Annotated in this window: 24 protein-coding genes; 13 read left to right on the forward strand and 11 right to left on the reverse strand. The window is 43.2% G+C overall.

What is annotated here, in order from left to right; genetic code table 11:
- The first annotated feature begins 25 nt into the window (after positions 1 to 25).
- Positions 26 to 2,353 (forward strand): PIG-L family deacetylase, encoded by a 2,328-nt coding sequence (locus tag FPL27_RS13980; protein ID WP_143961680.1) that lies wholly within the window; start codon positions 26 to 28, stop codon positions 2,351 to 2,353.
- Positions 2,354 to 2,630: 277 nt separating this feature from the next.
- Positions 2,631 to 4,001 (forward strand): DUF6600 domain-containing protein, encoded by a 1,371-nt coding sequence (locus FPL27_RS13985; RefSeq protein ID WP_235893442.1) that lies wholly within the window; start codon positions 2,631 to 2,633, stop codon positions 3,999 to 4,001.
- A 40-nt stretch (positions 4,002 to 4,041) separates the two neighbouring features.
- Here the strand turns inward: FPL27_RS13985 and FPL27_RS13990 are convergent, their stop codons facing one another.
- Together FPL27_RS13990 and FPL27_RS13995 are read right to left on the reverse strand one after the other, a co-directional pair.
- Entirely contained in the window at positions 4,042 to 4,557 is a 516-nt protein-coding gene (locus tag FPL27_RS13990; RefSeq protein WP_143961681.1) for a cupin domain-containing protein, read from the reverse strand.
- A gap of 117 nt (positions 4,558 to 4,674) precedes the next feature.
- Entirely contained in the window at positions 4,675 to 6,837 is a 2,163-nt protein-coding gene (locus tag FPL27_RS13995) for a glutamine synthetase III family protein (RefSeq protein ID WP_143961682.1), read from the reverse strand.
- A gap of 237 nt (positions 6,838 to 7,074) precedes the next feature.
- On the opposite strand from FPL27_RS13995, the gene mtaB reads away from it, so the two are divergent.
- Together mtaB and FPL27_RS14005 are read left to right on the forward strand one after the other, a co-directional pair.
- Complete coding sequence (mtaB, locus tag FPL27_RS14000) at positions 7,075 to 8,394, forward strand: tRNA (N(6)-L-threonylcarbamoyladenosine(37)-C(2))-methylthiotransferase MtaB (RefSeq protein ID WP_143961683.1); 1,320 nt, start codon at positions 7,075 to 7,077, stop codon at positions 8,392 to 8,394.
- Positions 8,395 to 8,470: 76 nt separating this feature from the next.
- A complete protein-coding gene (locus FPL27_RS14005) occupies positions 8,471 to 8,824 on the forward strand; it encodes a DUF805 domain-containing protein (protein WP_143961684.1) in 354 nt (117 codons plus the stop codon).
- Between the two features lie 3 nt (positions 8,825 to 8,827).
- On the opposite strand, the gene FPL27_RS14010 is transcribed toward FPL27_RS14005, so the two are convergent.
- The 4 genes from FPL27_RS14010 to lpxK form a co-directional block, all read right to left on the reverse strand.
- Positions 8,828 to 10,072, reverse strand: a complete 1,245-nt coding sequence (locus FPL27_RS14010; protein ID WP_143961685.1) for an ABC transporter permease — start codon at positions 10,070 to 10,072, stop codon at positions 8,828 to 8,830.
- 93 nt (positions 10,073 to 10,165) lie between these two features.
- The gene (gene miaE, locus FPL27_RS14015) at positions 10,166 to 10,777 is read right to left on the reverse strand and encodes a tRNA-(ms[2]io[6]A)-hydroxylase (RefSeq protein ID WP_185974381.1); all 612 of its coding nucleotides are present in this window, start codon (positions 10,775 to 10,777) and stop codon (positions 10,166 to 10,168) included.
- A gap of 6 nt (positions 10,778 to 10,783) precedes the next feature.
- Entirely contained in the window at positions 10,784 to 12,751 is a 1,968-nt protein-coding gene (locus tag FPL27_RS14020; protein WP_235893443.1) for a putative porin, read from the reverse strand.
- Positions 12,741 to 13,808, reverse strand: coding sequence for a tetraacyldisaccharide 4'-kinase (gene lpxK, locus FPL27_RS14025; RefSeq protein ID WP_143961686.1), 1,068 nt, complete (start codon positions 13,806 to 13,808; stop codon positions 12,741 to 12,743). The genes FPL27_RS14020 and lpxK overlap by 11 nt, the downstream gene beginning before the upstream one ends.
- A 57-nt stretch (positions 13,809 to 13,865) precedes the next feature.
- Between lpxK and FPL27_RS14030 the strand changes: the two genes are divergently transcribed.
- From FPL27_RS14030 to FPL27_RS14040, 3 genes are all read left to right on the forward strand, one after another.
- The gene (locus tag FPL27_RS14030; RefSeq protein WP_143961687.1) at positions 13,866 to 14,966 is read left to right on the forward strand and encodes a Nif3-like dinuclear metal center hexameric protein; all 1,101 of its coding nucleotides are present in this window, start codon (positions 13,866 to 13,868) and stop codon (positions 14,964 to 14,966) included.
- A 3-nt stretch (positions 14,967 to 14,969) separates the two neighbouring features.
- A complete protein-coding gene (locus tag FPL27_RS14035; protein WP_143961688.1) occupies positions 14,970 to 15,734 on the forward strand; it encodes a zinc ribbon domain-containing protein in 765 nt (254 codons plus the stop codon).
- A gap of 463 nt (positions 15,735 to 16,197) precedes the next feature.
- Positions 16,198 to 16,626, forward strand: coding sequence for a hypothetical protein (locus tag FPL27_RS14040; RefSeq protein ID WP_235893444.1), 429 nt, complete (start codon positions 16,198 to 16,200; stop codon positions 16,624 to 16,626).
- 25 nt (positions 16,627 to 16,651) lie between these two features.
- On the opposite strand, the gene FPL27_RS14045 is transcribed toward FPL27_RS14040, so the two are convergent.
- Positions 16,652 to 17,266: a histidine phosphatase family protein gene (locus tag FPL27_RS14045; protein WP_143962178.1), complete on the reverse strand. Its 615-nt coding sequence runs from the start codon at positions 17,264 to 17,266 to the stop codon at positions 16,652 to 16,654.
- Between the two features lie 56 nt (positions 17,267 to 17,322).
- Between FPL27_RS14045 and FPL27_RS14050 the strand changes: the two genes are divergently transcribed.
- Genes FPL27_RS14050 through rluF form a run of 4 tightly spaced genes read left to right on the forward strand, consistent with a single transcriptional unit; the run spans position 17,323 to position 21,405 of the window.
- A complete protein-coding gene (locus tag FPL27_RS14050; protein WP_143961689.1) occupies positions 17,323 to 17,745 on the forward strand; it encodes a hotdog fold thioesterase in 423 nt (140 codons plus the stop codon).
- A gap of 1 nt (position 17,746) precedes the next feature.
- A complete protein-coding gene (locus tag FPL27_RS14055) occupies positions 17,747 to 18,952 on the forward strand; it encodes a chorismate-binding protein (RefSeq protein ID WP_143961690.1) in 1,206 nt (401 codons plus the stop codon).
- A gap of 3 nt (positions 18,953 to 18,955) precedes the next feature.
- Positions 18,956 to 20,641, forward strand: a complete 1,686-nt coding sequence (gene menD / locus FPL27_RS14060) for a 2-succinyl-5-enolpyruvyl-6-hydroxy-3-cyclohexene-1-carboxylic-acid synthase (protein ID WP_143961691.1) — start codon at positions 18,956 to 18,958, stop codon at positions 20,639 to 20,641.
- 2 nt (positions 20,642 to 20,643) lie between these two features.
- Positions 20,644 to 21,405, forward strand: a complete 762-nt coding sequence (gene rluF / locus FPL27_RS14065; RefSeq protein WP_143961692.1) for a 23S rRNA pseudouridine(2604) synthase RluF — start codon at positions 20,644 to 20,646, stop codon at positions 21,403 to 21,405.
- Positions 21,406 to 21,479: 74 nt separating this feature from the next.
- On the opposite strand, the gene FPL27_RS14070 is transcribed toward rluF, so the two are convergent.
- Positions 21,480 to 22,097 (reverse strand): 2OG-Fe(II) oxygenase, encoded by a 618-nt coding sequence (locus tag FPL27_RS14070; protein ID WP_143961693.1) that lies wholly within the window; start codon positions 22,095 to 22,097, stop codon positions 21,480 to 21,482.
- 58 nt (positions 22,098 to 22,155) lie between these two features.
- Between FPL27_RS14070 and FPL27_RS14075 the strand changes: the two genes are divergently transcribed.
- Both FPL27_RS14075 and FPL27_RS14080 read left to right on the forward strand, forming a co-directional pair.
- On the forward strand, positions 22,156 to 22,920 hold the full coding sequence (locus FPL27_RS14075; RefSeq protein WP_143961694.1) for a hypothetical protein: 765 nt from the start codon (positions 22,156 to 22,158) through the stop codon (positions 22,918 to 22,920).
- Between the two features lie 14 nt (positions 22,921 to 22,934).
- Positions 22,935 to 23,618, forward strand: coding sequence for an OmpA family protein (locus FPL27_RS14080; RefSeq protein WP_143961695.1), 684 nt, complete (start codon positions 22,935 to 22,937; stop codon positions 23,616 to 23,618).
- 202 nt (positions 23,619 to 23,820) lie between these two features.
- Here FPL27_RS14080 and FPL27_RS14085 read toward each other — a convergent pair whose 3' ends face one another.
- The 3 genes from FPL27_RS14085 to FPL27_RS14095 form a co-directional block, all read right to left on the reverse strand.
- Positions 23,821 to 24,588: an XRE family transcriptional regulator gene (locus FPL27_RS14085; RefSeq protein ID WP_143961696.1), complete on the reverse strand. Its 768-nt coding sequence runs from the start codon at positions 24,586 to 24,588 to the stop codon at positions 23,821 to 23,823.
- A gap of 37 nt (positions 24,589 to 24,625) precedes the next feature.
- A complete protein-coding gene (locus FPL27_RS14090) occupies positions 24,626 to 24,895 on the reverse strand; it encodes a hypothetical protein (RefSeq protein ID WP_143961697.1) in 270 nt (89 codons plus the stop codon).
- Positions 24,896 to 25,164: 269 nt separating this feature from the next.
- Positions 25,165 to 25,998, reverse strand: a complete 834-nt coding sequence (locus FPL27_RS14095) for a 1,4-dihydroxy-2-naphthoyl-CoA synthase (protein WP_143961698.1) — start codon at positions 25,996 to 25,998, stop codon at positions 25,165 to 25,167.
- Positions 25,999 to 26,071: the final 73 nt, after the last annotated feature.

A 26,071-nucleotide genomic window follows, 5' to 3' on the forward strand; every position in this document is an offset into this window, starting at 1 on the left:
GCATTTTACCAAAAATTTATTCAATATGCCAACTAGTTACCCTTTATCAGAAGTAGAAAAAAGCTTTCAGAAAGAAGCCGGTCAAAGCCCTAACTCTACTTTAATCCCTTACTTAACGGTAGATAATTTTCCTAAATTAGGACTGATGACCGCTTGTAGATTTTTGGAATGGGCTGCTGCCAATCCTGAAGGGGTAATCAGCTTACCAACTGGCAAGACACCAGAATTCTTTATCAAGTGGACCCAGTTTTTGCTTGAAAATTGGGACAGTCCCAAAGGAAAAGAAATACGGGAGAAATATGGTTTGGCGGCAGTAAAAAAGCCAAAATTAGGAGGACTTCAATTTGTACAGATCGATGAATTTTACCCAATCTCTTCTCAGCAGAAAAACAGCTTTTTTCATTATGTAAACAAATTCTATATCGATGCCTTTGGCTTGGATCCCAAAAAAGCTTTATTGATCAATTCCGATGAAATCCCATTGGCTGGGGGGAGGAATTTTCATCAGGTTTTTCCAGATTTGAAAGTAGACCTCTCCTTGAGATTCAGAGAGCCCAAGTCGAAACTTGAAAAAATACAACAAGAATCCATATACCTAATTGACAAGTGGTGTGGAGAATTCGAGCAAAAAATCAGAGATAAAGGTGGAATTGGATTTTTTCTTGGCGGCATTGGCCCGGATGGTCATATTGCCTTCAACACTCGCGGTTCTCATCTATTCAGCACAACCAGACTCACAGAAACAAATTTTGAAACACAAGCCGTTGCCGCAGGCGATCTTGGCGGTATCGAAGTTTCGGCTAATAGACTGGTAATTACCATCGGCCTAGATACCATCGTTTACAATCCTGAAGCAGTGGGAATTATTATTGCCGCTGGAGAAGCCAAGGCTCAGATTGTAAAGGATTCTCTTGAAACCCCCTTGACCAACCTCTACCCTGCCACTGTTTTGCAAAAGTTGAAAAACGGTAGGTTTTATATGACTAAAGGGGCCGCAAGCAAGTTGACGGACAGTATTGACCATTATTACAAGGTGGGAGAATGGACTAAGGAAAAAACCGAGAAATCCATTATTGATCTTTGCAAAAAGCTTGGTAAATATGGGCACAGGTTGACTTTGGAGGACTTAAAGACCGATCCATATACGTCTTTAATCCCAAACCTTACCGAAGAAACGGTAAAAGAGGTAATGGACAGCATCATTGCCAAAATCAATAAGGGAACAACCAAGGAAAAAAATGAAGTGTTGCTCCATACCGGACCTCACCATGATGATATTTCACTTGGGATCCTGCCACACATTACCACACAACTTCAGGAGAATAGCAATGAGGCACATTTCTCTGTCCTTACCTCCGGTTTCACAGCTGTAACCAACACGTTTGTGATCAACACGTTGACGCATACCAAACAGCTATTAGATGAAGGAAGGATACAGATGATTAAGTATGAGGACTTCTATAACACTGGCTACAAGCTGAAAACAGACAAGGATGTATATCAATATCTTACAAATGTTGCCTCCGAGGATCCGGAAGAAAGTTTAAGGGGACTTTGTCATCGAGTAGTTAGAGCTTTGGTGGAAATATACAAAGTGGAGAATACTGCTGGCCTGCGTGAGATTATCAATGAGGTGATCAGCATTCTCCGCAATTCTTATGATGGAGAAAAAAATCCCGCCAAAATTCAAAAACTCAAGGGTATGATCAGGGAATTTGAGGAAGAGTTGGTTTGGGCACACTTTGGTGTTCAAGTCAAAAATGTCCACCACTTACGCCTTGGTTTCTACACCGGAGATATTTTCACTGAGCAGCCTGAGAAGAAGAGAGATGTGGAGCCTATAGTGGATATGTTCCGAAAAATACAGCCTACTAAAATCAGTTTAACACTTGATCCGGAAGGCAGCGGACCTGATACCCATTACAAGGTACTACAGGCAACAGCTGAGGCCGTAAGGGTCTGGAGTGAGGAAAAGGATTTGAAAGACCTTAAAATCCTAGGCTACAGAAATGTATGGTTTAAGTTTGAGCCAGCAGAAAGCAATGTCATCGTGCCTGTATCCCTTGGGGATATGGCGGTGATGGAGGACTCCTTCGCCAACTGTTACCTCAGCCAAGTAAATGCTTCATTCCCAAGCTATGCCCACAATGGTAAATTCAGTACAATTGCTAAACGAACCTGGGTAAGTCAATTAAACGACATACAGTTGCTACTAGGAAAAAATTACTTCTATCTGCATGAAACCGCAAAAGTAAGATCCAGTCATGGTTTGATTTTCTTCAAGGAAATGAATGTGAAGGAATTTCTAGAGCATGCTAGAGAACTAGAAAAATCCATAGAAGGGATGTTATAGAGACGGGAGACCGAAGACGGGAGACGGGATACATAAAGTAGGTAATTAAAACCGGGGCGGAGAAGCCTCGGTTATTTTTTTTCAAAAGCGACTAATTTTAACAAATTTTAAGGATAGTTAAAGCATTTTGACGTAAGCCTTGAAATTGACCACTTTGCCTTGTTAAATTTTATTTTAACATCCCCTATAAAGCAATAGAAAGTACTGTTACAAAATTTTACAGCAAACAAATTTTTACATTCTTGCGTAAACCAAACTATACTTAAATCCCACAGCTATGAGAAATCCCTTTCAAAATTTCCGTTCCTACAGGCAGGTGTTCAGGGTTTTTGCATTATTGGCTTTCTTGTCCCTAGGCATTCAAAAGCCAGTTTCAGCCCAAATGCAAGGCGCTGTTTCATTCCAAGTTTTCTATGATGAATTGATGCCATATGGCACTTGGATCAATGATCCTCAATATGGATTTGTTTGGGTCCCCCACGTAGGTGGTAACTTTCACCCTTACGCTACAAATGGCCATTGGGTAATGACCTCTTATGGAAACACTTGGGTGTCGGATTTTGACTGGGGATGGGCTCCGTTCCATTACGGTAGATGGTTCTTCTCCAATCGATACGGTTGGTCCTGGGTACCAGGCTACGAATGGGGACCAGCTTGGGTAAACTGGAGAACCGGCGGAGGTTATTACGGATGGGCTCCATTGGCTCCTGGAGTTCACATTAACATGGCCGTAAACTTACCCTATCACCATTATGTGTTTGTACCACACAATAGATTGATTCATCGAAGAGTTCACAGGTATTTTGTTCCAAGAACTCGTATAGTGAATATTTACCAACAAACCACCATCATCAATAACACGGTGGTGGTGAACCAAAGATCTTACGTAGGTGGGCCGCGCAGAGGAGATTTGGAAAGAATCAGCAGAAGAAGCATACCTGTTTATCAGGTGAGTAATTCAGGCAGACCCGGTAGATCTGCAGTTGCTAGAGGTTCAGTGGCCATGTATAGACCTGAAGTTAACCGGAATACAGTAAGACAGGCAAGGCCATCTAGAGCAGTAAATTCCTCTGAATTTACCAGAGGTTCGCAAACTGGTCCAAGGGCTACCAGAACCGCACAGGCCCGGTCTTCAGCTGCTCAACAAAGATCTAGTGGAACCGTGCAAAGAGGTAATGCTGGTAATGTAAGAGGAGAGGCCACCGCTTCTCCGTCGAGAGTTGCCGCACAGCCTAACCAAAGAGGAAATAATTCCCGTCAGGTTCAGCAAAGACCAGCGCAAACGCAAACCAGACAGGCCGCACCAAGCCAACAGCGACAGGTACAGTCATCTGCACCACGGGTCAACTCTAGGCAGCAGGCACCCTCAAATCGAGGCACCAATGTGCAGAGCAGGCCCAACAATAGAAGTTCATCTGGTTCAGCAGTAAGAAGCAGCGCACCACGTCAGTCGAATCGAAGCAGCGGAGGAACTGTATCCAGATCCTCTTCTTCCTCGAGAAGCAGTGGTGGTACTGTATCGAGATCTTCCTCTCCACGTAGCAGCGGAGGTACAGTATCTAGATCATCCTCCTCGAGAGGCAATAGCTCAGGTACAAGTTCACGATCATCCAACTCAAGAGGCAATAGTAAAAGAGGAGGAAACTAAATAAAAAAAGCTCCAAGTGATATGCTTGGAGCTTTTTTATTTATCGGTCAAAATCATCTTCTACTCTTACAATATCTTCCTCATCGGAAGGATTGGACGGGTCGGCATGCATCCAGATCTCTGCAACCATGCCCCATTTACGAAGGCCCACAAGACGGTGGCGCTCTCCCTGCTTAAGCTTGACCACCTCTCCTATTTCTAGATTTTTCAATTCTCCCTGCTCATCCGTATCGCTGGTGACGATTCCACCTTCACCTTCTACGAGTTTCCATATTTCTGCCCTGCGATGGTGATATTGCCAGGAGAGCCTTTTTTCAGGAGCCACCAAAAGTATTTTTGGACTTAGTTTTTGGCTTAATTGAAGTTTATCCAGTTCCACCTCCGGAAAAAACTGGTCCTTGAATTTTTGAATCTGATCTTCATCGATCACGAAAAACCCACCCCAAGGCCTACTCTGGTCCATGGTAATAATCTGATATCCTTCACCTTGCAAGTAACCTTTCACTTGCTCAAAAACCTCATTCTTTTGGCTGCTATTGAAATCTATTTGTTGCATAATCTGATATAAAATTGAAATTAAAAATTACGAAAAATTTACACATAAAGGGTAAGTATAAACAAAAAAGCCACCAATTTTTTTGGTGGCCTTTATTATGAAGAATGTATTTGAAAATTACTTCAAAAAGAGCATTTCTCTATATTTAACTAGCGGCCAATGTTCATCGTCCACAAGAAGCTCAAGTTTGTCGACTGCATATCGAATTTTCTGGAAATAGGCTTCCTTCACTTCAGAGCTGTAGCCTTTTGCCTTTTCTTTGATATTTGTCACCTTGTTCAATCTTCTTCTGACATCTACCATGCCATTGACATTCGACTTGATGGACTCGATATAGTTACTGACCTCTTTGATAGTTTCTACTGCGGCAGTATTGTCCAAACCTAGATCTTTCATACCCTGAGCATTTTGTATCAGCTTATTCTGATAGTTGATGGCTGTAGGGATGATATGGTTAAGAGCAAGGTCGCCCATTACTCTAGATTCGATCTGAATCTTCATAATATAGTTTTCCAGCATGATTTCATGCCTAGCCTCCACCTCTATCTCGGTAAGCACCTTATGCTTTTTAAACAACTCTTTTACTTGCTCGTTTTCGAAAATATCGAGGGCAAAAGGTGTGCTTTTCAGGTTGGAAAGACCTCTTTTTTTAGCTTCCTGCTCCCATTCTTCAGAGTATCCATCCCCTTCAAATCGGATGTTTTTAGTTTCTCTGATATATTTACGAAGCACATTGACGATTGCAATTTTCTTCTCTTTCCCCTTTGCTATTTCTTCTTTCACATCATCATGCAAAGTCCTTAGCGTTTCAGCTACGATGACATTCAATGTAGCCATAGGTCCTGCCACGTTAGAATGGGACCCTACTGCTCTAAACTCAAACTTGTTTCCGGTAAATGCAAAAGGAGATGTACGGTTACGGTCGGTGTTGTCCAAGATAATCTGTGGAATCTTACTGATACCCAGCTTCATGTACATATTATCACCCTTCTCTATTTTAAGGTTTCCGTTTTCCTCCAACTCATCTAACACCCCTGTCAAAGTAGAGCCAAGGAATACAGAAATAATTGCCGGAGGAGCCTCATTGGCGCCCAATCTCCAATCATTGCCCGCAGAGGCAATACTTGCTCTCAGTAGGTCGGCATTGTCATGAACAGCCTTGATGGTAGCCACTAGGAAAGTCAGGAATTGAAGATTTTCTCGGGCAGAACTGCTCGGTTGAAACAAGTTCACTCCGGTATCGGTGATCAGAGACCAGTTATTATGCTTACCGCTACCATTAAGTCCAGCAAATGGCTTTTCATGGAAAAGGACTTTCAGATTGTGCTTTTCAGCTACCTTAGTCATCAAGTCCATCAACAACAAATTGTGATCAGTAGCCTTGTTGATCTCTTCATACAATGGGGCTACTTCAAACTGGCCAGGCGCCACCTCATTGTGGCGGGTAGAAACAGGAATACCAAGTTTCCAGCTTTCCACTTCAAACTCCTGCATAAAATCTTTTACCCTAGTCGGAATGGATCCAAAATAATGGTCATCCAACTGTTGACCTCTTGCGGGATTGTGACCGAAAACAGTTCTTCCCGCCATGATTAAGTCAGGGCGTGAAGCAAATAGAGCTCTATCAATCACAAAATATTCTTGCTCCACTCCCAAGGATGCGGTAATTTTTTTAACATTTCTGTCAAAAAGCTGGCAAACCGGCAATGCAGCTGAATTGATAGCTTCAATGGATTTCAGCAAGGGGGTTTTATAATCCAACGCCTCACCTGTGAAAGCTACGAAGATGGTAGGAATACAAAGGGTTTTGTCAAAAATAAAGATTGGGGAAGTGGGATCCCAAGCCGTGTAACCACGTGCTTCAAATGTGGATCGGATACCACCATTTGGAAAGGAAGAGGCATCAGGCTCCTGTTGAACCAAGGCTGAGCCTTTGAATTTTTCAATTCCTGAAGCTCCATCGAAAAACGTGTCATGCTTCTCGGCAGTGGAGCCAGTCAAAGGCTGGAACCAGTGAGTATAATGGGTCACCCCTTTAGAAAGCGCCCAGGTTTTGATAGCTGAAGCTACTTCATCGGCGGTACTGGTGTCTATTTTTCCGCCTTTTTCAATTGCGTTGCTAATTTTTTTATAAACATTTGGCGCCAAGGATTCTTTCATTTCCTTTAGCCCAAAAACTTGACTACCAAAATAATCAGAGATCTTGGCCGAAGGAGCGACCATACTTACTCGTTCCCTCTGTTGCACCATTTTCAGTGCTTCTTGTCTTAAAGTTGCCATTTTTTTATTTATGTGGTTTGATTTTGATACGCAAATCTAACAATTTTTATTTTTACAAAGCGGATATGGTCAAAAATTAAACCATTTTTCAAATATTTTTCAAAAAATAGCATGATTACAATCATTTTTTGACCCTATTGACACAATGTCCTCAAATGAAGATCAAATTGACCTTGATTGAAAACTTAAGGGATTATGCTTACCTTCGCGGATTAATTAAGCATCAAGGATTTAGGTTTGAAGAAGGTAGCATTTTATACGTTAGGCTGTAAGCTCAATTACTCAGAAACCTCTACGATAAGTAGAATGTTTGAAAACAAGGGGTATCAGAAAGTGGAATTTGACCAAACTCCCGACATTTTCATTATCAACACCTGTTCGGTAACCGAGAACGCTGACAAGAAGTGTAAAAAGATCGTCAAGGAGGCCAAAAAGATCTCCCCTAATTCCTATGTGACCATCATCGGTTGCTATGCCCAACTTAAACCCCAAGAAATCGCTACTATAAAAGGGGTGGACGCGGTATTAGGCGCTGCTGAGAAATTTAGATTGATTGAGCTATTGGATGGTTTTGCCAAAGAGCAAGAGGCCAAAGTGCTTGCTACAGACATTCAGGAAGCCACTGTTTTCAACAATGCCTTCAGTATCAATGACCGTACCAGAACCTTTTTGAAAGTCCAGGACGGCTGTAATTACGGCTGTGCCTTTTGTACCATACCCCTGGCACGAGGCAAAAGCCGAAGTGACAGTATCGCCAACATCCTTGATTCCGCAAGGGAAATTGCCAGCACTGATGTCAAGGAAGTGGTGCTTACCGGGGTGAATATTGGGGATTTTGGAATTCAGGATGGAAAAAGAAAAGAGCGTTTTGCTGACTTAGTCACTGCTTTAGATGAAATAGAAGGGATAGACAGATTCAGAATTTCCTCCATAGAACCTAATTTGCTTACAAATGAGACTATCGAGTTTGTAAGCAAATCCAAACATTTTGTCCCCCATTTTCATATACCACTTCAGTCTGGCAGCAACACTATGCTAAGGGCAATGGGTAGAAGATATCTTCGTGAGCTTTATGAAGACAGGGTATCTAAGATCAAAACTCTTATGCCGCATTGCTGCATAGGTGTAGATGTGATAGTTGGCTTTCCGGGAGAAACAGACGAGCTGTTTTTGGAAACGTATAACTTCCTGAAAGAACTTCCCATTTCCTATCTACATGTATTTACCTACTCCGAACGGGCCAATACCCGAGCAACCGAGATGGAAGGCGTGGTTCCAATGAAAACTAGAAATGAAAGATCCAAAATGCTGCGTATACTGTCGGAGAAAATGAGAAGACAGTTTTATGAGGAGAATTTGGGCAAAACCTATACAGTGCTTTTTGAAGAGGACATTGAAGATGGGAAAATGCATGGATTTACAGAAAACTACATTCGGGTTTCTGCAAAATATGACCCTATGCTCATCAATGAAACCAAAGTGGTTCAACTAGTAGGAATCAATGAAAAGGGTTCTGTCGATATTGAGGAACCTGAAGTCGTGTACGAAGCGCACTGAAAATTTTAGTAAGAAAAAGTCTAAACAACCAGCCCACCCATGAGGTTTAATAACTGATTATCAACGGTTTTCAGTTATGAAGCGACTACTGGAACCTACGGGCAGGATTACTAGAAGAAAGTTTCTGGTCCTATTTGTAGTTTTTTATTTTATAAATCTTTTATGCCTGCTGAAGATGTACGAATCTTTGGAGCTTCAGGCCTGGGTTAGTTTTGTCATCTTTGGAATCATCTTAGTTACCACCATTGTGTTTCTGATGGTAGCCGCGATCAGAAGGCTCCATGATATAGAGCTGGATTGGAAATATTCCCTGTATCTTTTAATCCCTCCTCCGATAAATTTTATTGGGTTTATCTATTTAACTTTCAAGGAAGGTACGCTTGGACCCAATAAATATGGCCCAGATCCTAGAAACACTGACGTAGTCTGAAGTCTATTCGTAGCGTAAAGATTCTATAGGATCGAGTTTGCTGGCTTTGTAAGCTGGAAAAAACCCACTTAATAAACCTACTACGATACAGATTCCAAAGGCCACGAAGATCCAAAGCCAAGGAACCAAGAAACCGCCAGGCCCTACCAAGTTGGCCACAATGTTGCCAATGCCTATTCCGAAAATCACCCCTAGTAATCCTCCTAAAAGGCAAATTACGATTGCCTCAATCAAAAACTGCTGCCGGATCCTCAAGGGAGTAGCACCAAGGGCTTTTCTAACCCCAATCTCTCTTGTCCTTTCGGTAACTGACACCATCATGATATTCATCAAGCCTATGGCTGCGCCCAAAAGTGTGATAAATCCTATACCGAAACCTCCAATCCTGAGGAAACCAGCAACCTCCTCCAAGCTCTCGCCTAAGGTTTGGCTTTTTACAATCTCAAAGCTATCCTCATCTCCTATCCGATCTTTTCTTAATTTTCGCATCACACCGGTGGCATGACCCATTTCATAATCCATTTTATTGGGATCAGACATGGATGCCGTGATGGCGTATCTAAAGGTTCCGTTTCGATCCAAACGACGGGCATTTTCCAAAGGAATCACCACTGCTCTATCGGGGCCCGAGCCTGCAGTGGCACTACCCTGCTCCTCCGTCACCCCAATAATGGTATACCTACTACCGTAAAAAGTTATATACTGATTAATTGGGTCTTCATCTTTTTCAAACAATGCAGTAACTATTTCTTTTCCTACAACACAGACATTGTTTCCAAACTGGATTTCTGAGTTACTGAAGTTCCGTCCCTGGTCGATTTTTATTCCCTTGATGAAAAAGTAATTTTCATCTCCACCGATCATCCGGCTGTTTGGGTTGGTTTTCTTGGACCCTCTCTTGACTTCCGTCGCTCCTGAGAAATTGGAAAATACGGTTACCACTCCCCTTCTGGAATACTCATCCCTAAATGCAGAGGCTTCTCGGAAAGAAATCGGGGGATAGGTTTTTTGGGCCACCCCATCGGTAGTTACCCTGGCACCATTAGAAAATTTGGATTTCACGTCAAAATTGTTGGCGCCAAAGCCTGAGAAGCTTTCCTCAATCTGGGCTTTCATTCCATCAATTGCGGTAAGCATTCCCACCAAGGAGGTAATCCCGATGGCGATGATCAATCCTGTAAGGATTGTTCTGAGCAAATTGGACTGTACGGAGCGTAAAGCTTCCTTTATATTTTCAAGAAGATTCATTATGTTTTAAAAATACCGGATGTAAGTATAACTAAAAAACTTCAGAGAACATAGAACCTTTTTATACTCTTTTTCAGCGGTCCAAAAACCATTTCAATGTACCCTATCATCCCGCAATTCCAGCTCCGACATTATCTTGGCCTCACAAGCTAACCATTCTTTCCAGCGTACATTGACTTTTTCTTCATCCTGATAGTGCCTAGCAAGTTCTAAGAAGTTGACATAGTGTCCAGCTTCGGAAACCATCAGCTCGTAATAGAACTTCTTGAGTTCCTCATCCTGCAGGTTTTTCCAAAGAAGTTTAAATCTTTCGCAGCTTCTGGCCTCTATGAGTGCATTCATCAACAGCTGCTCTGTAAGTTGTTGCATGCGGTTGCCACCTTTTTTGACAAATTTGGCCAACCTAATCACATATTCGTCTTTTCTTGGCCAGCCAAAAGGAATATTTCTTTTGCGAAGCTGATCCATTACTCTTTCAAAATGCGCCCATTCTTCTGCTACTACCGGGGTCAAAGTGTCCACCAACTGGTCGAGATCAGGGTATTTTAAAATTAGACTAATGCAGGAACTGGCAGCTTTCTGTTCGCAGTAAGCATGATCCACAAGTATTTCCCCCAGGTTCATGCTTGCTATGTCTACCCAGCGTGGGTCAGTGGGCAGTTGCAGGTTCAACATTTTGTCTTTAGTGCTGTCTTCCCAGTTCATTTTGTTTTAATCAAAGAAGGACCAATTGATCCCCAAATCCAACATTCCTTTCAAGCCAGTATATCCAGGGGTTACAAAATACCCAGGCTGCTGAAGTAGGTTATCGTTTAAATGATTGTACCGAAGTGAAATACGGGTTCTATTTATCCTAAAGTTGAAGAAAAAGTCCACCACAGGGTATCCATGTACCAAAAAGTTGTCCTGCAGATAAAATTGTTGCGTGGAGGGCATGTAGGCTGGTGCATAGTAATCACTTCTATACCTTCCCTCGATACCGATCTGCACGAAGATGTTTTCATTAAACCATGGGCTGTCATAGAAAATTCTGGAATTGACAAACCATTCCGGAATTCTGAAATTATCGGCTCCATCTCCGGTAATGGTGGTATTGAAGACCTCTCCTTGAAAGACAAAATTACCCATCAGAAATCTGGCCGTCACTCCCGGAATCACCATAAAGGCATCTGAATCGGCCTGCTCGGGTACCACTTCCTGATTGTAATAGATGTAATTACTTACTCTGTTTAAGGTCAAGGAAGGCCTGATAGAGATGCGTCCAAAATCAGCTTTCAACTGTCCAGTGATTTGGTCCACGCCAGTATTGGAAAGGTCCTGATTGTTCCACTGGAAATGATTGCCCATATACATCATTTGCATCAGATTGGGTCGGTAGAGGGCTTTGGTATAAGTCAGGTCCAGATAGGGGGACCTGAAAAGTCCCTTGATCCGGAAGGCATCCGGAATGAAATACTCCCCTTCGCCTTCAAAATACCACCTCTCACTGATTTGCCCACGGAGCGCTCCTCCAATATAAAATTCATTGAAACTGTTGTTGCTTTCAAAATATGGACTTGCCATCCGGCCTGTCCTGAATTTCATGAAAGCATTATAATAGATCGGCCCAATGTCGCCTTTAAAACCAAACTCATTCCTCCATTCTGAAAAATGGCTTAGATTCCGGGTACTATCGGTACGCTCACCATCTTCACCAATATTAAACCTGTTTGTATTGAACTGGTTAAAAAACAAGCTATCTGATCCGGCCATGTTGGACACAAATGACACCTCTTGCTTTTTCTTGTCAAAGACATGGTAGATTTGCCAGCCTTTTACAACTTCATATTGGTGATAAAGATGGTAATCCTGCCTCAGGTCATTGGCCTGTGAGTTTCGGAGCCACATTTTGGAATCCTCATAGGTGAAGTAAAGTGAGGTGCTGTCCACTTCGGGCGGGATGATTCCGCCCTGTTCGTTGACAGTATGCTTCATCCTGGAAAAATTGGCCAATAGGATGTACTTTTCGTTTTCAGACCGGTAACTGGTATGTAGGGAGTAGCTGTTCTGCACAGCCATGTTGTCATCCCTCCTACTTGGATTGAGGACTTTTCGGGCACGAATGGTATTGAAATTGAATCCAACATTCCATCGTGGGTTAATATTTCTAGCAAAAGCAATATCAAGCATATTCCTGTTACCCCCACCAAAAAATGCCCCCAGATTGGTAAAAGGCGACTTGGTGTCATAATAGGTCATGCTGTCCGGGGAATTGTAGTAAAGGTCATAGGCATGAAAGCCTGATGTCCTACCGATTTGTCCGGGAATTTCGTAAAACACAGGCAATGCAGCACTACCAATGTTCCCCAGATCCTGGTACCTGTACCAGCTGCGGGCTACTGGTTCATAGTTATGAAACCCGGTCAAGGCAGTGTCTATCTCGGTTGTTTCAAACCTATTGTGGCGAATATGTTTTTCCTTAAAATACAGGGTGGTACGAGGCCCGTACACCTGCTTGGTGGAATCATCGAGAATGCCCCGTCTGGGTCCCACTTCCTCCTGCTCTTCATCAGGATCCTGGCGCTGTTGCTGCTGTTGCCGTTGCTGTCCTTGCGGAGGAGGCATGTTGACCTGGGCACTTGCCTGGAGACAGAAGCCTAAAATTCCCAAGAAAAGGATGAGTATATGTCTAAACCTCACGTTTATAACCTTTTTCTATTATGCTTTTTTGGACCATGTCCATTAGCAGCGTTTCATCTTTATGGTCAAAATCCACTTTGACCGGAATTGCAAAAATCGGAATTTCCTCCAATAATTGGGCAAATTTCCTGTCTTTTAGTTTGACCATGTCCTTTTCAGTGGTCAAAATCACCGTGCCTTCCCCTCCATAAGCTTGAAAAGCCTTACTGATTTTGCCTGCATCCTCTTCCGTGTATTTGTGGTGGTCCGCAAATTCCAACGCATGTTTCAGGTTATATTGCCCTTTCAGGCTTTCTTTCAGCACTTTGGTATCCGCAATTCCTGTGAGCAAAATTACATCCTTGCCTAACACCCTGCCGTTGGGTTGGATTTCATATGGCTCCCCATATTTCAATCCCGCAAACAGAACAGGCGTACCTGGAGCTGTATATTTTTTAATATTTTCTTTATACCACTTTTTCTTTTCCTCAGAAAGGTCCTTGGGGCATTTGGTCACCACCACGGCCTGGGCTCTGCCCGCGCCTTTTCTATGCTCTCTAAGCGTTCCCAAAGGAACTACCTTATCTTCGAAAAAAGGTTTCTGAAAAGTGGTAAGCAGGATGTTGAAATCCCCTTTGATATACCTATGCTGAAAAGCATCATCCAAAAGGATTAGATCCGTACTTGGGTGTTCCATGATGATCTGGGGAATGGCCATGATCCGCTGCTCCCCTACTGCCACATGCACCTTTTCTCCATACTTGGTAAAAATCTGGAAGGGTTCGTCTCCTATATTTTGGGCTGAGGCCTCCTGGTCGGCCAAAATAACGCCTGTTGTCTTACGTCCATAACCTCGGCTGAGGGTGGCAATCTCGTAATGTTGCGATAGCCTTTCGATGATAAATTCCACCATAGGTGTTTTCCCCGTACCTCCCAGCGCCAAATTCCCCACCACTACGGTCGGGATCTCAAAAACTACACTTCGCTTGCTTCCGATGTCAAAAAGCTTGTTTCGCAACCTGGTAATCCCATCATACAGCAGGGCAAATGGATACAAGACGGGTTCAAATGGGCGCATTGGGGAAAATTTTGTTATTTTTGGTTACCGAACGATCAATCAAGCAAAGACAAATATATGGTTTATTCTATAAGAGATATAACTTCCTACCTGGAAACCTTGGCCCCTCCAGCCTATCAGGAGAGCTATGACAATGCCCAATTGCTGACCGGGAACCCGGAGACCGAAGTCACGGCAGTACTTTGCACCCTAGATGCCACGGAAGCCGTGGTGGATGAAGCCATAGAACTCAACTGCAACCTTATAGTGGCCCACCATCCCATTATTTTCAAAGGGTTGAAAAGTTTGACGGGAAAAAACTACATAGAACGAACCATTATTAAGGCTATCAAGCACGATATTGCTATTTATGCTATCCACACCAACTTGGACAATGTCTCCACTGGGGTGAATAAGAGGATATGCGACATGATAGGCTTGGAAAACACAAGAATTTTAAGTCCCAAAAAGCAGACCCTTCAAAAACTTGTAACCTTTGCCCCGGTTGCCTCCCGTGAAGAGGTCAGCCAGGCGCTTTTCCAGGCGGGAGCCGGACAAATCGGGAATTACAAGGATTGCAGCTTTTTCCTTCAGGGAACGGGAACTTTCACTCCTTCGGAAAAAGCCAATCCGACAATCGGAAGCAAGGGCAAGGCAGAGGCAGTGGAAGAGGTTAGAATTGAGGTCATCTTTCCGGAATATCTTTCCGGAAAAATACTGGCAGCGATGAAGGAGGCCCACCCGTATGAGGAAGTGGCTTATTACCTTCAGACTTTGGAAAATGTGGATCAGGAGGTCGGTTCCGGCATGGTGGGTGAGCTGCCACAGGAAATGGACGAGGAGAGTTTCTTTGCGCAGCTAAAACAAAACATGAATTTAAATGTGGTCAAGAGAACGGATTTGAGAGGCAAAGCGGTAAAAAAGGTGGCCGTATGTGGCGGTGCAGGGATATTTCTGCTGTCTGCAGCAATTAGATCAGGTGCCGATGTATTTGTCACCTCTGATGTAAAATACCATGAATTTTTCGATGCTGAGGGGAAAATCGTATTGGCAGACATAGGACATTACGAAAGCGAAATTTATACAAAAGATTTATTAAAAGAGAAATTGTCACAAAATTTTAGTAATATTGCACTCTATTTGACAAAAGTAGTTTCGAATCCCATAACTTATATATAGTACATGGAAAGTACCGTTGCACAGAAACTTGAAGCCATTCACAACCTTCAGAAAATTGATTCCCGCCTAGACGCTATTTTTAAAATCAGAGGAGCTCTTCCAGAAGAAGTTCAAGACTTAGAAGATGAGATCATAGGTTATGAAACCCGCCTTGAAAAGTTCCAGACGGATATCAATTCTCTTGAAGATGAGATTAAGAGGCATAAAGAAGCTATCAAGGAATCAGAAAAGCTGATCAAAAAATACCAGGAACAGCAGATGAACGTCAGAAACAACAGGGAGTATGACGCCATCACGAAAGAACTGGAACTTCAAGACTTGGAAATCCAGGTTAGCAGAAAGAAAATCGGTGAGGCTGAGGCCAGAATCGAATCCAAAAAGCAGGACGTTGAGGTTTTGCAAGAGACGTTGAAGGACCGTAAAAAGGATCTGGACACCAAAAAGGATGAATTGAAGTCAATTGTTTCTGAAAGTGAGTCTGAGGAGTCAAAGCTTATCAGTGAAAAAGCAGAAGCAAGCAAGAAAATCGAAGACAGAATTCTTAAGTCTTACGAGAAGATCCGAAACAATGCCAAGAACGGCTTAGCCGTGGTAATGGTAAAAAGAGGAGCTTGCGGCGGTTGTTTCAACATCGTGCCCCCTCAAAGACAGGCTGACATCCGTGAGAAGAAAAAGCTCATCGTTTGTGAACACTGTGGCAGAATCCTCGCCGGCGTTCAGGACGAAATCGAGGACGAAACTACTCCGAAGAAAAAAAGAAAAGCATAATATGAAGCCCGAAGCGATTCGGGCTTTTTTTATGCTAAAAAACTTCGGGTATCTTGTATTAACAAGGGGAAATGACATGTACTCCCTTCAGAAAAGCAACCCCACACCCCTCCCTTGGAATAATTCAATACTTTCTTGATCCATAGCCAAACAGGCGGGAATGTATGGGTAGTGTGGCCGACATCTGGCCGACATCCTGCAAACACCCTCCTGACATTCCTTATTTGGGAGTTGACAATTGTGCTTATATCCGGCTTACATTTCATTTGCAGAAATTAAGAGTGGAGGTAAAATGAATAAAAAAACTACCTTCCTTAAAAACATTTGGCTTCCACATCGGGTATCCTTTATAATGAGGGCTTATAAAAATCTCATGGAGATGTAGTAGAAAACTTTTGCATATTTTTTGCATATAGAAACAATACACTATAAAGTTTGCGTTTATTTCTATATATTCGAGATTATGAAAACACTAATGACAGCCATATTAACGCTTACCATATTATCTTCGGTTTTTGCAAAAAATCCAGAAGACAGGACATTCCTGATTATTTTTGACAAAGAGGAGCTAAAGGAGTTTAAAACCAGTCCTGAGTACATAGAACTGACATTTAATCAGATGTTTACCACCAAAACATATTCTGGTAATTCTGAATCCGTACTATTAATGACTATTCCAAACTGCAACATGGATCCTTGCCAAGTGGGTGAACTGTTAGTGAGAGTAAACAGGAACACCACACTCTCGCTGCAGGAAATAGCTTTCAGAATAGTTGACCTGAATGAAAGCAAATCCACCTATCAGGCCTTGCTTGCTGAGTTGGAAAGCAAAAACAACAACGGGAAGAAAAAGAAAGATAGAGGGGGAATACTCTCCCTGGTCGCAAATTAAGAAAAGCTTCTATTAGAAGCTTTTTTCATTTTAAATAGGAAATATCCATATATCGGTCGAGTCTGAACTGCATCCCTCCCATTAAGGTCAATTCATAGCAACAGAGATTTTGGTGTTCAAAAATATCCATATACTGTAAAGGGTAATGTAACATCACACTCAGCAGCATCCGCATTGCCCTGCCATGCATACATAAGAGTACAGTCTCCTCTCCTTCTTCTAAAATCTTCTTAAGGCCTTTTTTAAGGCGCCTTTTTACCATATTGGGCGATTCTCCGCCGGCAATGGCATAATCTAGGTCCCCCGAGGCCCATTTTTCGAGCATGTGAAGATAATACTGATTTTCGTCATGCGTCATCGGCACCCCTTCATATTTTCCCCAGCTGATCTCATTCATCTCGGGGAGACTTTCGCTTGGAATGCCCAAGTCCAAAAAGCCGGCTATAGATTGTCTAGTTCTCTGCAGGGCTGTATAATACACTTTATCAAAGGGAATGTGCTTGTGAGCTTCAAAAAACTCCTGAGCCTGCTCCTCTCCATGACTGTTGATGGGTGCGTCGATGCCTGAGCCCTGGACGATGCCCTTCAAATTGTAATCTGTCTGCCCGTGACGGACTATGTATATTTTTTTCGTGGCCAAAAGTTCTTTATTTTTGCTTTCAATTTTCAAAGAAAAGGCTTTTTACTCAACATTTCATGATCTTTCCCCAAAACCTCCAGCTCGAAACACTCAATCAAATGGGTAAAAACACCATGGTTGAGCACCTGGGCATAGAATTTACCGAAATCGGGGACAACCACCTTGCTGCCACCATGCCTGTAGATCATAGAACCAAACAGCCTATGGGACTGTTGCATGGAGGGGCAAATGTAGTGCTGGCCGAGACCATTGGAAGTGTGGCTGGCAACTTTGCTTTGGACGGGGAAAAGCAATATTGCGTGGGCCTCGACATAAATGCAAACCATCTAAAAGCAGTCAAAAGCGGACTGGTCAAAGGTATTGCCATTCCCATCAAACTTGGAGGCAAGATCCAAGTGTGGGAAATCAAGATTTATAACCAGAAAGAAGAAATGACCTGTATCTGCCGGTTGACCCTGGCAGTACTGGACAAGGCATAATATGGAAACAATTTCGAGTACCAAAGCTATCACCCATGAGGTCTACTTGGACCTGATGTTGCAGTATGTTTTCCAGGAGGGATTCAATTTTGCGGTATGGAGAAAACCTAAGTCTAACCAGCTGGAAATCGTTATCGATTCTGATCAGGTGTTACGCAAGGGGAAACCTCAACTTGAGGACCTACCTGCAGGGTTTATTGCCCACACTTTTGAAGACAGGACTTCTCCAGAATTCTTTTTTTTGGAGGCTAAGGAATATTACAGTTTTGATCTAAATACCCCTGTCGAAATAGAGGAAAACCATTCATTTGCAGGGAAAGCTCCTATTGGAAAATCAAAACTTCAAAAGCTTGTCCACGAGGGCATCAGGAAAAGCGCCAATAAAACCGAAGTTCAGGAAACTGATAAAAAGGCTTTTATAGACCAGGTCAACAAAGGAATTGAGCAGATTCAAAGTGGACAACTGATCAAGGTGGTGCCTGCCAAAATAAAGAAGCAGAAATTGAATCCTTCTTTGGATTTAAGCCAGACATTCTTGAAACTCTGCGAAACTTACCCTAATGCATTTGTCAATTTTGTGCATAGTCCATTATTCGGTACCTGGATGGGCGCCAGTCCGGAGGTATTGATCAAAACCGAGGGCACGGCATTTTCCACTATGGCCCTTGCGGGAACTCAAAAGGCCTTTGGCGAAAATCCACTTAAAAACGCAGCTTGGACACAAAAAGAAATCGAAGAACAAGCCTTGGTCAGCAGGTATATTGTCAACTGCTTCAAAAAGATCAGGCTGAGGGAATATGAGGAAAAAGGCCCCAAAACAGTTTTGGCGGGCAACCTTCTTCATCTCCGATCCGACTTTAATGTTGACATGGAGGCGACCAACTTCCCGCAGTTAGGTTCCACCATGTTGGAATTGCTCCATCCTACTTCCGCGGTATGTGGCATGCCCAGACAAGCCGCTTTGGATTTCATAGCTGAACAGGAAGATTTTAAACGTTCCCTTTTTGCCGGGTATTTTGGTCCAGTAAACATCCAAGACGCCACCTCCATCTATGTCAACCTCCGTACGGTCCAACTGACTGGTGATCATGCCTATCTTTATGCGGGTGCGGGGATTACAGAGGACTCCATAGCCGTAAAGGAATGGGAAGAGACAGAAATGAAATGCGATATTATTGGAAGATTTTTCACAAAAGAAAAAATATAGATTTTGGTAATCCAGCCCATCAATGACTTAGTAGCCATCGCTGCCAAAAAAGGCGTAAAAGAAGCCGTGCTTTCCCCGGGAAGCCGCTGCGCTCCACTTACCTTGGCTTTTGCCCGCCATCCAGATATCCATTGCAGAACTATTTCTGACGAGAGATCAGCTGCATTTGTGGCTTTGGGAATGGCACAGCAACTGGATAACCCGGTAGTGTTGGTGTGCACAAGCGGATCCGCAGCCTTAAACTATGCACCCGCGGTGGCTGAGGCCTATTTTCAGCAAATCCCCATATTGGTAATTACTGCAGACAGACCTAAAGAATGGATTGATCAATGGGATGGGCAGACGATCCGGCAGGAAGAAATTTATGGAAAACACGTCAAGGGTAGCTTTAATTTCCCCGATGAATTTTCCCATGAGGACAAAGTGTGGCATGCCCACCGGATTACAAATGAGGCTATTAATTTGGCCAAAAGTTATCCTGCTGGTCCGGTACATATCAATATTCCCTTAAGGGAGCCATTTTATCCTAAGAGGGAGGAAGTTCTTAATTTCCAAAAAGACCTTCCCAACTTCGAAATGGTAAAGGGAAGAAACTACCTTAATACAGACGAGGAGCTAAAACTAGGTGAAAACCTTAAGCATTACCGTAAAATTATGGTCGTGCCTGGACAGCAAAGACCAAACGAGAAAATCCAAGTTCTGCTGGAAAAGCTTCAGGAGGAAGGTAAGGCTTTGGTGGTCACAGATGCTATATCCAATCTTGCCAACCAAAATAGCATTACCTATCACGATACTTTTATTCCACACATAAAGGAGGAAAAGGATTTTGAGCCGGACTTGATCATCAGTTTTGGAAAATCCATTATTTCCAAGGGTCTCAAGCTGTTTCTGAGATCTAGCAAAGCCCCCCATTGGCATGTGGCCTCTCCAGGAGCGTATAGTCCTGATACTTACCAGGGATTAACCAGGTCCATTCAAACCCATCCCCTTGCATTTTTGGAATTCCTTTCCAAAATCAACCCAAACCATAGCAGGGAGTTTATTGATATTTGGAAAAAGGAGGATGAAAGAATTCACAACCGCTTTTTGAAAGTACTTGAAGGTGCTAGGTTTGGAGAATACCAAGCCCTGCACATGGTATCTAAAAAAATCCCGGCAAATTCTAAGCTCCATCTTTCCAACAGCATGGCTGTAAGGTATTTCAATTTCCTTGGCTTGAAAAATAACGAATTCGAGATCATCTGCAACAGGGGCACCAGTGGCATTGATGGTTCAAACAGCACGGCGGTCGGCTGCACTTTTACGACAAAAGATACCGTGACACTGATCACCGGTGACATGGCGTTCTTTTATGACCGCAATGCATTTTGGCACAATTACAACATGCCAAATCTACGAATCATCGTACTTAACAACCATGCAGGGGGGATATTTAGGCTTATTGAAGGGCCCGCTGCCCAGCCTGAACTGGAGGAGTTTTTTGAAACAAAGCAGGCTTTGACTGCAGAGCATTTGAGCAATGAGTTTGGGTTTACCTACCAATCGGCAAGCAATGTAGACGAACTCAAGGTCTCGCTGGATAGTTTTTATAACAAATCCATGGAGCCCAAACTTCTAGAAATCTTCTCTGACAGCAAGACCAACGCTGAAATTCTGCAAACTGTAAAAGCACAACTGAAAGGAGCTTAATTATGAAAGAGCAAAGGAATTCGATCAATCTCAACAAGTTTATCAGTGACACGGGCATTTGTTCCCGTCGTGAAGCCGAAAAATTTATCGTTGCCGGCAGGGTCAAAATCAATGGTGAGGTAGCTGTATTGGGCAACAGGGTATTTGATGGTGATGAAGTATTGGTGGACAACAAACCTATCAAATCTAAGGAAAAACCGCTATACATTGCTTTCAACAAACCGGTGGGCATTACTTGTACTACTGAAAGACACATCAAGGGTAACATCATAGATTTTATCAAGCACCCTAAGCGTATTTTTCCTATTGGCAGGTTAGACAAGCCCTCCAAGGGTCTGATTTTTCTTACCAATGACGGCAATATCGTGAACAAAATCCTTCGGGCAGGCAACAATCATGAAAAGGAATATACAGTAGCAGTCAACAAGCCGATTACGGAGAAATTCATCGAAAAGATGTCTAATGGAGTACCGATATTGGATACAGTTACCAAAAAATGCAAGGTGGAGAAAATCTCCAATTTTGTATTCAAAATCACCCTAACACAGGGCCTCAATAGGCAAATAAGGCGTATGTGTGAATATTTGGGATATGAGGTTACCAGCCTGCAGCGGGACCGCATCATGAACATTACCCTTGAGGGCATCCCTGAAGGCAAGTGGCGCTACCTCGAACCCCACGAAATTCAGACCATACTTAAGGCCGTATCAGATAGTAGCAAAACCGAGGAGGCGTCGAAGGTAGGGAAGCGGAGGAGGATTTAAGAAGTACGAAATACGAAGTACGAAGTGTACGCGGCAGAGGTACTTCGTACTTCCAACTTCGTACCTCGTACTTCTTAGGAATACTCTATATCCCTGAGCCAGCCCGTAATGCTGATACGTTGCTTGTTGGTGGGGAGAACTTCGTGGGGGATTTCGGCGCTTAGGAAGACTACCAGTGTACCGCCTTCGGGCATGATATCCAGAATCTTTTCCTCACCATCCTCCTGTGGCAGGTACATTCGAAGTTTTCCTTCATCAGCATCAGTCCAAGAGTCATTGAGGTAGATGATAATTGTTACCACTCTATATTTTACCTGCTGAAACTGGTCCAAGTGGCGCAGGTAAAATGAGCCTGGGGGATACATGGCAAAATGCGCCTCAAAGGACCTTAATCCTAAAAAGCAGCGTTGGTTAATTGCAACCCGAATCTCCTCCACCATGTTCCAATACTGGGCTTGCAAGGGAGTCAACTGCAAGTGATCCATCCACATTACTTTGTCGCTGCGGATTTCCGGTCGAATGGTAAAGGCATCACCTTTCCCTACTCCGGCGTGGCGGAATTGCCCATGCTCAAGCAGGTCTTGTTGCTCAGCCAGCAATTCTTTTCGAAAATCTTCAGTTAGGAAATTTTCAACCACAGCATATCCATTCTCATAGACATCCTGCACGATTTTTTCTATACGGTCTTGCATATGCGATCTAATGTGCAAATAAACAGATTAATTTAATGGAAATATATAATTTTGTAACATGCATTTAAAGAAAGAAGATATTACCAGATTAGAAATTGAGTTTGACTCCGGTTCGGTACCGCCACCATTCAGCCATACCTATAAAATCAAGGTGGGCTTTGAGAAGGGCTTTGTCAACACCCAACTGGAAATCACTTATACACATCGCGAAGAATTAACAGAACAGGAAATTCTCGATGAGGGTTTTACTCCCGACGATGATTTTCAATACAAAGGAGAATTACCAAAAGTATGGGAAAGCCCTTTTACAGACCTTTATTCCAACACTCGTTGGTCTAACAAGAAATATCTTGGTGACGAAGGTGGAGTTAAAGTTTTGGCAAAGGATCTTCATGGAAAGATTGCTAGGGGCATTCCAGCCAACAATGAAGATTGGCAATTTTTGACCCAGGATTTCATCCAGGCTGTGTATGAGGTCAGTGAAAGGGAACTTCCGCTTAACATTCAATACTACGTAAACACTAAGGAAGATGGTGAATATTTTTATGATCTAAAAATGAAGTTTGCCACAAGAAAGGTCGATTTAGAAATCAATGGAGAGAAGAAAGACGTTGACTTTGAGCAAACTAAAAACATGCTGGCATTTGTATACCTTCCTGACTATGATTATGAGCAGGCAAAAGAGGGTAAACCCACCAAAAGAGGCCATTATATCAATTTAGGAGACGGCTTCTGGCATGAATTTGGCAAAGGCATATTTAACCTAGATGATTCTTTTGATGCGGTTTCCAAAATCAAAAGTGGATTCAAGAAACTGATCTAACCCTAAAAAATTATATGCGTAGTTTAAAATCGTTGTTTGCCATCGCCCTCGGGGCTGTTTTTTTATTCAGCTGTGCCAACTGGAGCAATACCGGTAAAGGTGCCGCAGCAGGAGCCGGTGCGGGAGGTGTATTAGGAGGCGTGATAGGTAGCAAGAAAGGCAGTACTGCCGGAGGTGCTGTGATCGGAGCCGCTGTAGGTGGCGCTGCTGGTGCAGCCATAGGCCGCTACATGGATCGGCAGGCCAAAGAACTAGAAGAGGAAGTAAAAAATGCCGAAGTGGAAAGAGTTGGAGAAGGCATCAAAGTGACCTTCGAATCCGGAATTCTTTTTGGCTTTGACTCTTACAGCCTTACTCCTGCTGCTCAGGAAAATGTACAGGAGCTTGCCCGAATCTTGAATGAATATCCTGACACTTACCTTCAAGTGGAAGGACATACAGATGACCGTGGTTCTGCTACTTACAACCAAGGACTTTCTGAAAGAAGAGCCAGTTCAGTTGCCAATTACTTGAAAATGCAGGGCGTGGCTAGTGACCGTATCACTACTATTGGCCATGGATTTGACAAGCCAGTTGCCGACAACGAGACCGATGAGGGTCGGGCCAAAAACAGAAGAGTCGAAGTTGCCATCTGGGCAAATGAAGACCTTAAGCAAAAAGCCGAAGAAGGCGAACTTGATGACCAAGAAGGAGAATAACCAACTCTTCATATACCAATACAAAAGGCTGTCCTGTGGGCAGCCTTTTGCGTTGAAGAAAATTAATTAACCACAAAGAAAGCTGAGGTTCGCAAAGAAAAAATAATAAGTAGTAAGAGGTGAGAAGTTAATGGAAAAATCGTGCAAAGATTAGGGGGCACAGAGACTTTTAATAGCGGTCCCTGAGCTTAGCCGAAGGAAATTAGCGTTGCCTGATGATTTCGGACTTGAGGTCTGAAATCATCTCCGAAAGGTCCTCGAGGGTTACTTTTTCCTTTTTGTCTTTGGGATGGGGAAATTCGGTACTGATAAAGGCTTTGGCTTCCCAAATTTCCAAAACATCCTCTGGAGCCACTTCATAGGGTTTGTATTGTTCATTATCCGACACCAAAAGTAGTTTTCCCTTTTCCTCCAAATAGTTGAAAAGCCTTTTATACACTACCCCTTCTGTAGCAGTCACCAAGATGTAAGTTTTGCCACTTTTCACCTGTTGGAAATCATCAACGAAAGAACCGATAATCACCGTGCCGGGCAAAATCGGTAACATACTATCCCCACTGATCTCAAAACCTCTATAAGAGGCATTTCGCGGGAGGTTGGGCAGGTTAAATTGGGGCAGCTGCTCCATGTATTCCGGATCTGCATATCCGTTGAGGTAGCCGGCAGAAGCTTTCTGACCAATCATGGGTATGGTCTCCTCCTCTTCTTTATCGAGAGTAACAGTTAAAATACGGGTTTCAGATGCCTGATAAACTTTCTTGCCCTGCACTTCTAGATCCCGTTCAAGCAACTCATCCAAACTGAGGCCGAAAATAGAAGTCAGCTTTTGAAGCGTTTGGAGTTTAGGTTCGGACCTGCCGTCCTCATAGGCGGAAATCATGGTCCGTTTAACGCCAAGCCTGTCGGAGAGTTCCTCCTGCGTCATGGACTTAGCTTTTCGCAAAAACCGGATGTTTTTTCCCAGATACATGATAGTTGGTTTAAGTGGATGAATCCCAATCTACTGATTAGGCACTATAAAGATAAAAATTATGGTCATCTCTAAAGTTCCGGTTAAAAGAAAAACGCTTAAGGTCATAATCGCATTTCCTTTTCTCGGCTATACGGTTTTTGATTTCCTCGATTACCTCTCCTACTGACCTTGTCCCTGTGACTAACAAGTAGCCATACTGAGGATGCTTTTCGTCCTCAATAAAAAACTTAACCTGGTGGTTTCCTGAAGCCAGTTTCTTGCTGGTAATTCTGATTTTGGATTGTTGTTCTGTTTGCGTCTCCATAGTGGTTGTTGTTTTAACTGACACTAAGGTACGAATGTTCATAAAAACAACAATACAAAGTTTATAAAATAAACGTTTATGTGACAGAAGATGACGCAGTATGTCCGGAGTCAGATGTCAGAAGTCGGATGAAAAGCCAAAAAGACCTGCCAGTTTTTTTTTGAACCTGGCAGGTCTTTAGGTATAAAGAGAAAGTACGAAGTACGAAATACGAAGTACGACGGAGCGTAGGGATACATAGCACCTAGTACATCGTACTTTGTACTATTTTAAAGCGATAACCATGGAAATTGCTTGAAGTCTGGCTTCCGTTTTTCCAAAAAGGCTTTTCTTCCTTCTTCTGCTTCTTCGGTCATGTAGGCTAAGCGGGTGGCTTCGCCGCTGAATACTTGCTGCCCAACCATGCCGTCATCCACTAGGTTAAAAGCAAACTTGATCATACGGATTGCCGTAGGGCTTTTGCCCAATATTTCTTGCGCCCACTCAAAGGCTGTTTCCTCTAATTTTTCGTGTTCTACTACAGCATTCACCATTCCCATTTCGAAAGCTTCCTGCGCGGAATAATTTCTTCCCAAGAAGAAAATCTCACGGGCACGCTTCTGCCCTATCTGTCTGGCCAAAAGCGCCGATCCATATCCTCCATCAAAAGACGCCACGTCCGCATCAGTCTGCTTGAAAATAGCATGTTCCTTACTGGCAAGGGTCATATCACAAACTACATGAAGGCTATGTCCTCCACCTACTGCCCAACCTGGAACCACACAGATCACAACTTTACTCATAAAACGTATGATACGCTGGATATCTAGTACATTCAAGCGCTGTACGCCATCCTCCCCCTGGTAACCCTTGGCACCACGTACTCTTTGGTCACCACCTGAGCAGAAGGCATACTTTCCGTCCTTGGCAGGACCTTCCCCAGAGAGCAGGACTACGCCAATGGTATTATCCTCTCTTGCATCAATCAACGCCTCTTCCAATTCAAACAAAGTCTTCGGACGAAATGCATTGCGCACTTCAGGCCTGTTAAAAGCGATACGGGCCACTCCGTCGCATTTTTTATAAGTTATGTCCTCGTATTCTTTTACCGTTTTCCAGTTCATAAGTCAAAATAATTAATGAAGATGCAAGATAAGGTGTTTCGGGGAAAAACAGGAAAGACAATAGCTTCTCCGT

Origin of the sequence: Litoribacter populi, from assembly GCF_007483685.1 — a bacterium.
GTDB classification, from domain to species: domain Bacteria; phylum Bacteroidota; class Bacteroidia; order Cytophagales; family Cyclobacteriaceae; genus Litoribacter; species Litoribacter populi.